This window comes from Rhodococcus sp. AW25M09 (assembly GCF_000333955.1).
Classification (GTDB): domain Bacteria; phylum Actinomycetota; class Actinomycetes; order Mycobacteriales; family Mycobacteriaceae; genus Rhodococcoides.
The window spans coordinates 115,475-127,942 of sequence record NZ_CAPS01000109.1; the positions used below are offsets into that span (position 1 = coordinate 115,475).

Annotated in this window: 13 protein-coding genes; 6 read left to right on the top strand and 7 right to left on the bottom strand. The window is 64.3% G+C overall.

All coding sequences use genetic code 11. The features are described from left to right. Positions 1-73: 73 nt before the first annotated feature. Entirely contained in the window at positions 74-1,255 is a 1,182-nt protein-coding gene (locus tag RHODMAR_RS20895) for a zinc-dependent alcohol dehydrogenase (protein ID WP_008718543.1), read from the bottom strand. A 123-nt stretch (positions 1,256-1,378) separates the two neighbouring features. On the opposite strand from RHODMAR_RS20895, the gene RHODMAR_RS20900 reads away from it, so the two are divergent. Further along, entirely contained in the window at positions 1,379-2,386 is a 1,008-nt protein-coding gene (locus RHODMAR_RS20900) for an iron-containing redox enzyme family protein (RefSeq protein ID WP_008718545.1), read from the top strand. Here RHODMAR_RS20900 and RHODMAR_RS20905 read toward each other — a convergent pair. Further along, complete coding sequence (locus tag RHODMAR_RS20905) at positions 2,368-2,631, bottom strand: CDGSH iron-sulfur domain-containing protein (RefSeq protein ID WP_008718547.1); 264 nt, start codon at positions 2,629-2,631, stop codon at positions 2,368-2,370. The two genes, RHODMAR_RS20900 and RHODMAR_RS20905, sit on opposite strands and share 19 nt — an antisense overlap. After that, positions 2,615-3,301: a HemK2/MTQ2 family protein methyltransferase gene (locus tag RHODMAR_RS20910; protein WP_042940014.1), complete on the bottom strand. Its 687-nt coding sequence runs from the start codon at positions 3,299-3,301 to the stop codon at positions 2,615-2,617. Before RHODMAR_RS20910 ends, RHODMAR_RS20905 begins: the two co-directional genes overlap by 17 nt. A gap of 248 nt (positions 3,302-3,549) precedes the next feature. On the opposite strand from RHODMAR_RS20910, the gene RHODMAR_RS20915 reads away from it, so the two are divergent. The 3 genes from RHODMAR_RS20915 (at position 3,550) to RHODMAR_RS29200 (ending at position 4,646) form a co-directional block, all read left to right on the top strand. After that, positions 3,550-3,927, top strand: a complete 378-nt coding sequence (locus RHODMAR_RS20915) for a hypothetical protein (RefSeq protein WP_008718552.1) — start codon at positions 3,550-3,552, stop codon at positions 3,925-3,927. A gap of 38 nt (positions 3,928-3,965) precedes the next feature. After that, positions 3,966-4,151, top strand: coding sequence for a hypothetical protein (locus tag RHODMAR_RS29195; protein WP_232433732.1), 186 nt, complete (start codon positions 3,966-3,968; stop codon positions 4,149-4,151). A 312-nt stretch (positions 4,152-4,463) separates the two neighbouring features. After that, positions 4,464-4,646, top strand: coding sequence for a hypothetical protein (locus RHODMAR_RS29200; RefSeq protein WP_008718554.1), 183 nt, complete (start codon positions 4,464-4,466; stop codon positions 4,644-4,646). Positions 4,647-4,661: 15 nt separating this feature from the next. On the opposite strand, the gene glsA is transcribed toward RHODMAR_RS29200, so the two are convergent. Beyond that, complete coding sequence (gene glsA, locus RHODMAR_RS20930; protein WP_008718556.1) at positions 4,662-5,867, bottom strand: glutaminase A; 1,206 nt, start codon at positions 5,865-5,867, stop codon at positions 4,662-4,664. 398 nt (positions 5,868-6,265) lie between these two features. Here glsA and RHODMAR_RS20935 point away from each other — a divergent pair, with 398 nt between their 5' ends. Both RHODMAR_RS20935 and RHODMAR_RS20940 read left to right on the top strand, forming a co-directional pair. Beyond that, positions 6,266-8,467, top strand: coding sequence for a molybdopterin cofactor-binding domain-containing protein (locus tag RHODMAR_RS20935; RefSeq protein ID WP_008718558.1), 2,202 nt, complete (start codon positions 6,266-6,268; stop codon positions 8,465-8,467). 6 nt (positions 8,468-8,473) lie between these two features. After that, positions 8,474-8,938, top strand: a complete 465-nt coding sequence (locus RHODMAR_RS20940; RefSeq protein WP_008718560.1) for a (2Fe-2S)-binding protein — start codon at positions 8,474-8,476, stop codon at positions 8,936-8,938. 78 nt (positions 8,939-9,016) lie between these two features. On the opposite strand, the gene katG is transcribed toward RHODMAR_RS20940, so the two are convergent. The 3 genes from katG to RHODMAR_RS27095 form a co-directional block, all read right to left on the bottom strand. After that, positions 9,017-11,209: a catalase/peroxidase HPI gene (gene katG / locus RHODMAR_RS20945; protein WP_042939992.1), complete on the bottom strand. Its 2,193-nt coding sequence runs from the start codon at positions 11,207-11,209 to the stop codon at positions 9,017-9,019. A 97-nt stretch (positions 11,210-11,306) separates the two neighbouring features. Beyond that, a complete protein-coding gene (locus RHODMAR_RS20950) occupies positions 11,307-11,786 on the bottom strand; it encodes a Fur family transcriptional regulator (protein ID WP_008718564.1) in 480 nt (159 codons plus the stop codon). 205 nt (positions 11,787-11,991) lie between these two features. Then, positions 11,992-12,468, bottom strand: a 477-nt coding sequence (locus RHODMAR_RS27095; RefSeq protein WP_008718566.1) for a MarR family transcriptional regulator, incomplete at its 5' end; no start/stop codon positions are given.

The following is a 12,468-nucleotide window of genomic DNA, read 5'->3' on the forward strand; positions in this document are numbered from 1 at the left end:
TAGATCGACCGATCCTTTTGCGAATACCGATGCGGCCCGTGATATTCCGGGCCGCATCGCTGTATTCGAAGCCCTACGGCTTCAGCAGGACCTTGATGGCACCGTCCTGCTTCTTCTGGAAGATCTCGTATGCATGCGGAGCCTCCTCGATCGAAAGCTCGTGCGTGGCGAACGAATCGACTCCGAGAGGATCGTCGTCGCCGAGCAACGGCATGATGTCGTCGACCCACTTCTTGATGTTCGCCTGCCCCATGCGGAGCTGAATCTGCTTGTCGAACATGGTCATCAGCGGCAGCGGATCGGCCATGCCGCCGTACACCCCGATGATCGAGATGGTTCCGCCGCGGCGGACGATATCGATGGCCGAGTACAGCGCGCCGAGTCGATCGACACCGGCCTTCTGCATCATCGGGGCAGCAACGGCGTCGGGGAGCATTCCGACGATCTGTTGCGCCATCTTGCCGACGGGTGATCCGTGCGCCTCCATGCCCACCGCGTCGATGACTGCGTCCGTGCCCCGGCCTTCGGTCATCTCGCGGATCACGTCACCGACGCCACCGCTGTGTTCGGCGAGGTTCACCGTCTCGATCCCTCGCGCAGCCGCGCGGGCAAGTCGCTCGGGAACGAGGTCCACTGCTATCACCCGGGCACCCTTGTGCTGTGCGATGCGCGCGGCCATGTCTCCGATGGGCCCGAGGCCGAGAACCGTCACGGAGCCGCCCTTGGGAACGGCCGCGTATTCCACCGACTGCCAGGCTGTGGGCAAAACATCCGAGAGGTAGACGAACCGCGAATCAGGCGGTCCCTCGGGGACTTTGATATGCGTGAACTGTGCCTGCGGGACGCGGAGGTACTCGGCCTGCCCACCGGGGACCTGACCGTAGAGTTTGGAGAATCCGAACAGCGCTGCGCCCATACCCTGGTCGCGAACCTGTGTGGTCTCGCACTGGGTGTACAGGCTCGAATTGCACATGTAGCAGTGTCCGCAGGAGATCTGGAACGGTATCACAACTCGATCGCCGACTGCCAAATCACCTGTCTGCGAGCCGACTTCCTCGACGATGCCCATGGGCTCGTGGCCCAGGATGTCGCCCTCGTCCATGAATGCGCCGAGAGTTTCGTACAGGTGCAGATCCGAGCCGCAAATGTTGGTGGTCGTGATTTTGACGATCGCGTCCGTCGGCTGCTCGATCCGCGGATCGGGAACGGTGTCCACGCTGACATTTCTCTTGCCCTGCCAGGTCACTGCGCGCATGAGGTCCTTCCGGTGGAGCGACACCGAAGTTCGATGTCGTACCCGACGCATTGCCGGTTGTGACGGCTCACAAACACATGCGCGGACCGAGATTGGGAGACCTCGCGATGGGTAGTCTCAGGTATGACCGCTTCTCTGTCCGTCAGCTCGACCGTCGCGCGCTCCGCCGCCTTGCCTGTGCCCTGCGGGCCGATCTCGGAGGCCGTCATCCGGTGCTTGGCCGCAGGCGAGCCGGGCAAAGAGGTGCTCTTACCGACGCCGACCGAGGTCGATTCCACGTCCAGAGACGTGCAACTCGCACTTCTGATCTGTTACGAGCTGCACTATCGCGGATTCGAGAGCGTTTCCGATGCGTGGGAATGGGACCCCGATCTTCTGCGGCTGCGAGCAACTCTCGAGGCCGCTTTCCTGGACTACGTCCGTGCGCACGTCGAACCCGGGAACGATGCGGCGGCCGAGATGGAGGCACTGTCCGTCGAGGCGACTTCCGGAAGCGGACCGTCGTGGTTTCTCCGCGATGAGGGTACGTGGGAGCAGATGCGCGAGTATTTCGTGCACCGGTCCGTCTACCATCTCAAGGAAGCCGACCCGCACGCTTGGGCGATCCCCCGATTGACCGGTCAGGCCAAAGCTTCTTACGTCGCAGTCGAATTCGACGAGTACGGCGGTGGCAGGGGCGATCGCGTGCACCAGCATCTCTGGGCCGAATCCATGGTGGCCGCCGACCTCGACGCGTCGTACCTCGGATATGTGAACCGGGTGCCTGCGCAGACATTGGCGTGGGTCAACCTGATGTCTCTCTTCGGCCTGCACCGCGGACTGCGTGGTGCCACGGTCGGACACCTTGCCGCCACCGAAATCACGTCGTCGCCGGGCTCACAGCGGTACGTACAGGGGCTGCAGAGGTTGAAGGCCCCGTCGGCATGTATCGCGTTCTATGCGGAACACGTCGAGGCCGATGCGGTACACGAGCAGGTACTACGTCACGATGTGGTCGGTAACCTGCTTCGCGATGAGCCCGAGCTCGAGGCCGATGTGGTATTCGGAATGCGCGCACTGGATTTTGTGGAGAACGAGCTCGCCGAGCACGTGATGTCACGCTGGTCGGCCGGTCAGTCCTCGCTCGACTGAGACGGGCGCTTCTTCGCACGATGGCTGGTGTCGCACAGCGGATAGTTCTTGCTACGCCGACACGTGCACACCGCGACCGCGAATCGGTCGGAAGTCACGCGTGTGCCGTCGTCCAACTCGATCTCGACGGGACCATCGATGACGATGGGTCCACCCTTGACGATACGGACGGTGGTGCGCTCGCGTGCCTCGGCTGCGGACACATCATCGCCGTCCGCGCCATCGCCCTCAGCGTCGATCGGCACGGATGACCACCAGATCCTCGATATCGCGGGATGCTTCGAGCAGTCCGACCTGTTCGAGCCATGCTGCCCGTTGCGTCATGACCGGGCCGAACGAGATGGATCGACGTGCCGCTGTGGACACCGTCATGTCCTTGCTGCGCAGCATCGCCTCGGTCCGTTCGGGATTCGAATACTCCGAATGCACCAACATCAGCGTCCCGCCGGGAACGAGCAGTCCGTGCGCGGCCTCGCACAGCGGATCGAGGACGATGCGGCCGTCGTGGCCGCCGTCCCACGCTCGGTGCGGGCCCTCACCTGCGGGCACCGCTTCCGAGGGCACGTACGGCGGATTGCAGAGGATCACATCGAAGGGCTGCAGCGCCGCTGCGTCCGCGAACGATCCGTGACGGACATCGACATCGACACCGAGATCAGCGGCATTGCGCCGGGCGCACGCTACCGCGAGTGGTGAGATGTCGAAGGCAACAACTTCACGCGCGCCCATCGACGCAGCCGCGAGAGCAACGGCACCGCTACCGGTACACATGTCCAGCACACGGGCTCCCCGCACCACCCCGGCCTGCGATGCCATCTCGCACAGCAACCACGAATCGTCTTGAGGTTCATAGACTCCGGGGTCGGCATGTACTGCACGAGTGGATCTGAAGGTTTCGAATTCGGCCGTGGTCATCGAGGTGTCCTCTCGGAGATCGTCGTCGGGGGACGTCACCCTTTCGGGCTGTGTGCCGAGCGTGGACTCCACTCGAAGGTGGCTATCGTATGCCCGATCGAGTCGATCGCAAACAAGTCGCTTGAAACCGGGCTTATCGGGTACTCACAGACAACTCGCGGTAAAGATGATGCCGCCATTCACCCAGGTCGGGCTTACACGCACTACGTCGGAGTTCTTCCGGGCGTGGCTCATGAAGGAGTCTTTCCATGACAGTTCTTCCATCGATCGATCCCGTCTCCGTGGTCGTCGTACCGTCGCTGCGGCAAGTGATGCCGGCACCCACCGCCGGTGTGGGCATCAGCGTCACGGAGTTCGGCGGTGCCACCGTCGTCCGGGTCGCCGGGACCCTCGGCGACCGGGATCTCGGTGCCCTGGCGGAAACTCTCGGCGAGGCCTCGGTCGAGGGTTCGCAGTTGATACTCGATTTGACCGAGGTCGACTCGGTGCCGGTGGGCACCCGAGCAATTCTCGACGCCACGTCGATGCATCTGAGCCGGTGGGCTACTCGGTTGTCGGTGGCTGCACCGACCGACATTGCGCAGACCTTGGGTGCGGAACCGTCGGGCCGCACGGTATTCCACTAGTCGCTCGTTGCCGCTCTCGCGCTCGACGAGTACTCGGCTTGACCTCGCATGCCGTCGACGGCCACTACGACGTGCTCTTCCTGGGTGGCGGCAACGCCGGAGTGAGCGCGGCGGCACGCGCGATTCGCCTCGGTCTCACCGATGTAGCGGTGGTGGGGGGGTCGACCCCCACGAGAAGGTCGCCACGACCGCGTCCGGTCGGCGATTCGGTTATCGAGACCTGATCGTCGGCACCGGTCTGGTACCGGATGACGGCGCTCTTCCCGGAATTGACGCGGCCGCCGACTCCGCTGCGGTGACGAGCAACTATCTGGGCCGAGCAGAGAAAACCTGGCAGCTGATATCCGATTTTCCGCAATCCCAGAGTGGCCCGTCCTCCGAGCGCAGCACTGCGGTGTTCACGGTGCCGCGACCACCCGTAGGCTGCACCGGGACCACCCTCAAACCGCTGTTCCTGGCCGCCGCCCACTGGCGAGAGACCGGGCAACTCGACGACATCGACATCAAGCTGGTGGTCGACCGCGAGGTGCTACTCGATGTACCCCAGCTGGATTCGGTGCTGCCGTCTCATCGCGGCAGAGTTCGATCGCACCGGGACTCTCACACCCTCGCTACCGTCGTTTCTCGATCCGGTGAAGGCGCGCCGGTCCGCCTGGTTGTTCGATCGCTACGGACTGCCACTGACCTACTGGAACATGATTCTCCGCGGACGGCTCTGAGGCACCTGACACGGATCATTCGGGGTCGGGCACGGTCATCGATCCGTGCGGGTCGTCGATGTCGACGTCGTGGCCGTCTTCTCGGAGACCGGCGACGGCGTCGTCGAGCAATCGACGCGCCACATCGTCCATCGAGCGAACGTGGCCCAGATCGAGGGTGATCCGGCGGCGGGGGTCGATGCCCGTCGCCAGCATTGCCAGCACCGATTCCGCTCCGGCGAAACGTAGGTCGCCTTGCAGTTGCACGTTCGTGGCGTCCTCGCCCGTCACCCCACGAATGGCCGACGAACCACTCGGTGCCACATGCATCATGTGCAATTCGAGATCTCTGGAAAGACGCTCGAACACTGCGACTCCCCGCACACTGTTGCCGTGTTCGTTCAACTTGGGCGACAACACAGCCAACCCGACCTGCCCCGGCAGCACACCGATTATGGCACCTGCCACCCCGCTCTTGGCTGGAATGCCCACCGTCGCAACCCAACTCCCCGATCCGTCGTACATACCACAGGTCGACATCACCGACAGCACGTGTCGATTGACCGCCCCGTCGATCAGCCGTTCCTCGGTGGTGGGATCGACTCCCCCGTTGGCCATCACCGACGCAATGGTGGCCAGGTCCACGCAGTTGACGTCCACCGAACATTGGCGGGCGTAGCCGTCGACCACCTCGGCCGGATCGGCTGCGAGCACTCCGACGGATTTGAGAAGATGTGCGATCGCCGTGTTGCGATCGTCCGACTCGATCTCGGCTTCGTAGACGGCCGTGTTTGTGCTCAATTGCCTTCCCGCGCAGCGGCTGTGCAGATCTCTGACGCGGTCGGCACGCTCCTGGGCGCAATTGCCTCGAATCATCGAGTGCACAGCGAGCGCGCCGGCATTGATCAGTGGATTGCGCGGTCTTCCGGTGGAGTGTTCGAGGGAGATCTCGTTGAACGAGTCACCGGACGGTTCGACGTCGGTGGCCTCGAGCATCCGTTCGAGGCCGTTGTCGTCGAGCGCCACAGCGTATGCAAGGGCTTTGGAAATGGATTGAATCGAGAACTCGACGTCGCAGTCCCCTGCGGAATAGATCGATCCGCCGACGGTGGCCAGGGCCACCGCGAAGGCATTCGGATCTGCTCGCTCCAGTTCGGCGTTGCCCTCTGCGATCGCCCCGCCGTCGAGTTCTCGGCAGTCGTCGAGAACGGACTCGAGGTAGCGGGTGATCGGTGACTGCATCACTCCACGCTAACTCGGCGTGGAGCAACCAGACACATCGCGCGAGTCAGCGCTCGCGCTCTCGGTCCCCTGTAGATGCGCTCTGAAACATTTCCAGAAAAGATCCGAAGCTCTGAGCGCTGGTACTCGCATTTCCGCTGTGGTCCGGTAGGGGTCCGACCGCCGCATCGTCTGTTTCCATGAAAGAAATACTGCCGTTTCGACATGACAGCCAACCGGGGGTAAATATCACGAATCAGCAACGGAATATAACGAATGGATAACGCACTCCCGGTGTGCCACGTTTGGTGACGCGTGACAACAAACGACGATCTTGTCGGGGCAGCGCCAGGCCGCACCCCGACGTGTGATGCCGGATGGATCGATATCTGTAAAGTCGGGCCCGAAGAGAGGACGATGTGACCGACGTGACACCCCGACGGAACGCCGTATCGCGTCGATCCTTCCTCACCGCTCTGGTGGTCGGCTCCACTCTGACGCTGGTGGCACGGCCGATCGCGTCCGCGGACCCGACCGGCAGCGCCTCCGGCACCGACGGCGACCCCGACCAGGTCCTCACCGCATTGCCCGCCGACTCCAACCTGGTGATCCTCGAAGTACGAGGGGACGGGTCCGTGCACTGTGCACTGCCTCGGGCCGAAATCGGACAGGGGCTGACCACGTCGGTGGCAATGCTGGTCGCCGAGGAGATGGACATTTCCCTCGACAAGGTCGTCGCGTCGCTCTCACGCGGTCGACAGGAATTGATCGGGAACCACTACACGGGCGGCTCCAATTCCATTCGGTCCCTCTGGGATCCGGTTCGATCCATCGCCGCGACGGCACGAGCTCGGCTGCTGCGCGCAGCAGCGAACCGCTGGAGTGCGGACCTCGGCACGCTGACCATCGTCGACGGGATCGTCACGGCACCGGACGGACGGTCGGCGCACTTCGGTGAGCTGGCGGCTGCCGCAGCCGACCCCGGCCTGCGTTTCGATTCGGCGGACCCGAAATCGGTGGACGATACGACCGTTGTCGGTCGACCGGCCGCACGCCAGGATGCCCGCGCAATCGTGACCGGTCAGCTGACCTACACCCTCGACCTGGACGTGCCGAACGCCATGCCCGTCGTCGTCCGGCGTCCCCCGACGATCAACGGGACCGTCGCCTCGGTGGACGAGACGGCGCTTCGAACGATGCCCGGGGTCATCGACGTGGCCGTCGTGTCCTCCGGCGTCGCCATCATGGCGCGCACCTTCGGATATGCGCTCGCCGCGAAAGACGCCGCGGTAGTGACGTGGAACGCCGGTACGATCGACGCCGAGTCCACTGAGTCCATCCAGGACAGGCTTCGACGCAGTACGCCGGCATTCACCGGCTTCGGCGGGGTGGGTAGGTCCGAGTTGCCGGGCGAGACAAAGCTGAATGTCGATTTCGACTTCGCACCCGTCTCGCACGCAGCGATGGAGACGAACTCCGCGGTTGCCGACGTACGAGCCGACCGCGCAGACATCTGGGCATCGATGCAGCTACCCAATTACGCGGGGCAGAAAATTGCTCTTGCGCTGGGGATTCCGTTAAATCGGGTCACCACTCACGTAATGAACGGGGGTGGGTCGTTCGGCCGAAGATTGTACCTGGACGGCCCGCTCGAAGCTGCTGTCATCTCCCGCACAATGGGTAAACCCGTCAGATTGATGTGGTCGCGAGTGGACGACATGCGCCACGGCCGAGCCCGGCCGGCGGTGCACACCAAGTTCGACGCGGTCCTCGCACGCGGCAAGGTGATCTCCTGGGAGCAGCGCGTGGCCGCCGTGGCCACCGATTTCGACGGTGGCTTCGGCGACCTGATCACCGACGCTCTGGCACCGTCCCCGCTGATCTCGCAGGCGCTGTTCCACAGCACCCGCGACCCGTACTCGTTCACCGACGGCAGCATCAGAACGCTCGTCGAAGTGCCGGTGGCGATGCCGACCGGCAGTTGGCGATCGGTGTTCTCCGGGACCGTCCGCACCGCCGCCGAGATCATGGTGGACCGCATCGCCGACGCTCTCGATGCCGATCCGCTGGAGTTGCGCATCGCGACGGTCGACGACGATCGCCACGGCGACGTTCTGCGCAGGCTGGCCGCAGAGGGCAACTGGGGTGCGGATCTCGGCCCCGGTCGAGCACAGGGCATCGGCTTCCACGCCGAATTCCGCTCCAGTGCAGGCTATCTCGTCGAGATCGACGCACGAGACCCGCGAGCGCCCCGCGTGACGAGGGCTGTGATCGTGGTCGACGTGGGCCGTGTCGTCAATCCGCGCGGCCTCGAGGCCCAGATGATCGGCTGCCTGATGGACGGCATCTCGACCACGCTTCGGGCCGGACTGCATTACGAGCAGGGACTGCCGCTCGAGGGCAGCTACTCGCAGTTCCACTACGCCCGTCAACGCGACTCGCCACCCGATGTTCGGGTGGTGATCATGCCCGCCAACACCGAAAGTCCGGGCGGTGCAGGCGAGTTGGGAGTTCCGGCTGCGGCAGCGGCGGTGGCCAACGCGTACGCGCGCGCCACCGGTACCACCCCCACCAGCTTCCCGATCCTGTTCGATGTCGACTTCGAGCCGCTTCCGAAATGAGGACCCATGCCTGAACAGAAGTTTTACGTCAACGGGGCATCGGTATCGGTCGATCTGCCCGACGACATGCCGTTGCTCTGGGCCCTGCGTGACGAGCTCGGCGTCCGCGGGCCCAAGTACGGGTGCGGGATCGGCGTCTGTCACGCCTGTACCAGCCATCTCGACGGACAGGAGATTCTCGCCTGTGTCACACCGGTCTCCGAGGTCGTCGACAAAGAGGTCACGACCATCGAGGGACTCGCCGACGGAGACGTTCTGCATCCGGTGCAGCAGGCGTGGATCGACGAGGACGTCTCCCAGTGCGGGTACTGCCAGCCGGGCCAGATCATGGCTGCCGTCGCGCTGTTGAAGCGCACCCCGGACCCGACCGATGAGGACATCGACACCATCGAGAACGTGTGCCGATGCGGCACGTATCCCCGAATTCGACGGGCCATCAAGGCGGCCGCGAAAGCAATGTCCGAACGCTGACTGCAACTCCGTACAGCACGACACCCCGCGAACCACAGGTTCGCGGGGTGTCGGCTTACTCGGGTGCTGCTATCGAAATCAGCTGAGCTCGAAGCGATCGAGCATCATGACCTTGTCCCACGCTGCGACGAAGTCCCGGACGAACTTTTCCTTCGCGTCGTCGCAGGCATATACCTCTGCGAGAGCGCGCAATTCGGAGTTCGAGCCGAAGACCAGATCGTTGCGAGTTCCGGTCCACTTCTTCTCACCGGTGGCCGCGTCCTTGGCCTCGTAGATACCGTCCTCCGAGGTGGGTACCCAGTCGGTGCCCATGTCCAGGAGGTTGACGAAGAAGTCGTTGGTGAGCGTGCCGACCTTGTCGGTCAATACTCCGTGCGCCGACTGCTTGTAGTTCGCGCCGAGTACACGCAGACCGCCGACGAGCACGGTCATCTCGGGTGCGCTGAGCGACAACAGGTTTGCGCGATCGACGAGGTTGAACTCGGCCGGAAGCTTCTGGCCCTTGCCCAGGAAGTTACGGAAACCGTCGACCTTGGGCTCCAGGTCGGAGAACGAATCGACGTCCGTCTTCTCCTGCGTGGCATCCATGCGGCCCGGGGTGAACGGCACCGTGATGTCGACGCCTGCGTTCTTGGCTGCCTGCTCCACGGCTGCGACGCCGCCGAGGACGACGAGGTCGGCGAAGGACACCGTTCCCGAGAACGACTGCTGGATGCCTTCGAGGACTCGAACGACCTGCGCGAGTTCGTCGGGCTCGTTGACCTCCCAGCCGAGCTGCGGCTGCAGACGCAGGCGGCCACCGTTGGCACCGCCGCGCTTGTCACTGACGCGGAACGACGAGGCCGCCGCCCACGCAGCCGAGATCAGCTGCTCCTGAGTCAGGTCGGAACCGAGGATGGTCGCCTTGAGCTCGGCGATCTGCGCGTCACCGATCAGCTCGTGATCGACGGCCGGGATCGGGTCCTGCCAGAGCAGGGGCTCCGCCGGGATCTCGGGGCCGAGGTAGCGAGAGACCGGTCCCATATCGCGGTGTGTGAGCTTGAACCACGCCTTCTGGAACTCTTCTGCGAGCTCCTCGGGATGATCGAGCCAACGACGGGTGATCTGCTCGTAGATCGGATCGACGCGCATCGCGATGTCCGAGGTCAGCATCGACGGGTGACGACGCTTGCTGGGATCGGCCGGGTCGGGAACGAGATCCGCGCCCTCGCCGTTCTTCGGACGCCACTGATGCGCGCCTGCGGGGCTCTTGTAGAGCTCCCACTCGAACCCGTAGAGGGTCTCCAGGAAAGAGTTGTCCCACTGGGTGGGCGTGGGGGTCCAGATGACCTCGAGGCCACTGGTGATCGCGTCCGCACCGGAACCGGTCTGGTAGCTGTTCTTCCAGCCGAGGCCCATCTGCTCGAGGGGGGCACCCTCGGGCTCGGCACCGACGTGCACATCCGGGTCTGCTGCGCCGTGTGTCTTGCCGAAGGTGTGTCCACCGACTGCGAGTGCCGCGGTCTCGACGTCGTTCATGGCCATCCGGCCGAAGGTCTCGCGAATGTCGAGGGCCGAACGAACCGGGTCGGGCTCGCCGTTGGGGCCTTCGGGGTTGACGTAGATCAGACCCATCTGCACTGCGGCAAGAGGGTTTTCGAGGTCGCGGTCACCGGTGTAGCGCTCGTCGCCCAGCCAGGTCTGCTCGGGGCCCCAGTAGACGTCCTCGTCCGGCTCCCAGGCGTCGACGCGTCCGCCGGCGAAGCCGTAGGTCGGCAGACCCATGGACTCGATGGCGACGTTGCCGGTGAGCACGATCAGGTCGGCCCACGAGAGCTTGCGACCGTACTTCTGCTTGATGGGCCAGATCAGGCGGCGCGCCTTGTCCAGCGACGCGTTGTCGGGCCAGCTGTTGAGGGGTGCGAAGCGCTGCATGCCGGCTCCGGCACCGCCACGGCCGTCCTGCTTGCGGTAGGTGCCGGCTGCGTGCCACGCCATCCGGATGAAGAAGGGGCCGTAGTGCCCGAAGTCCGCAGGCCACCACGGCTGCGAGTTGGTCATGAGTGCTTCGATGTCGCGCTTGACCTCGGCGAGGTCGAGGGAGTTGAACTCTGCGGCGTAGTCGTAGTCGGGTCCCATAGGGTCGCCGACGGCCGGGTTCTTCTTGAGGATCTTCAGATTCAGTGCCTTGGGCCACCACTCACGGTTGCCGCCGCCTTCGACCGGCATCGGCATCGAGTCGTGCATGACGGGACACTTGCCCGCACTTTCCTGCGGCTGATCCTCGTTCATCTCTTTTTCGCGTGTTACGTGATCTTCTGACACGAGCTTCCTTCCAATCTGGGACGAACGGGCTGCGATCGGTGTTGGTCGAGAAAATCGATGGTGGTCAAGAACTCCGCTGCGTCGGAGTACGTGGAGGGAACGGAACGGGAACTGCCGACTGCTGACGAGCAGCCGAACACTGTGCGCAGAAGCCCCAGTAGATGACTTCCGCCTCGTCGATGGTGAAACCGACGGAGTCCGATGCCGTGAGACACGGCGTTTCGCCGACTGCGCAATCCACGTCCGCGATGACGCCGCACGACCGGCACACGGCGTGATGGTGGTTGTCCCCGACGCGCGACTCGTACCGGGCGGGCGAACCCGCCGGCTCGATACGCCGAACCAGGCGCGCCACCGTCAGCGCATGAAGGACGTCGTACACAGTCTGCCGTGACACTTCGGGCAGCACGGATCGCACGAGTCCGAGAATGGTGTCGGTGTCTGCATGCGGGTTGGTTTCGACAACCTCGAGTACCGCGACCCGGGGACGGGTCACGCGCATATCGGCGGTACGCAACTGTTCCGCGTGCGGCGAGATCGGCATCACGGCAATAGTATCGTCCGGCTTTCTGGACTAAGTCAAGTATGCCGTCGGATATGTGGCGAGTCGACTGCAATCAGCCCATCCGGACGGTTTCGAGGCGAGCGCGATCCCAACTGTTCTTTCTCTCGTCGCCCCGACGGTCGTGCGCGTTGTGCGGGTATCCACCTCCGCCGAACGCGCACGAGCCCGATGGCCTACGCCGGGATCAGTACCGGGCGTTCCACTGTTTCTCGATGCCCCGCAGGACTGCGAGTGTCCGAGCCGAATCACTGTCGACGGCCATCCGAGACCGGGCCCGCTCGAGAGCGCGTTCGGCGCGCTGGACGGCACGCTGTCCCGAGTCGGTGGCGTCGACCAAGTACTGCTGGCGGTTTCGCGGATTGGAGCTCCGGACCAGCAGCCCCGCTTCCACCAGACCGGCCGTCGTCGCCGTGATACTCGTCCTGTGCCGCACCAACTCTCGCGCGAGGGTGCTGTACGACATCGGCCCGCGCCTGCACACCAGCTCCAACACCTCGTAGCGCGCCCAGCTCAACCCCTGTGCGTCCAGCGCCTCCGCCAACCGCACCCGAGCGGCCGAGGCGATCCGCAACACCGTGGACACGATCTCCAACTCGGTGGAATGCGCCGGGGACGTACCGCCGCCGAACGATTCCGCGAGAGCAGTCATCGAATACCCCCT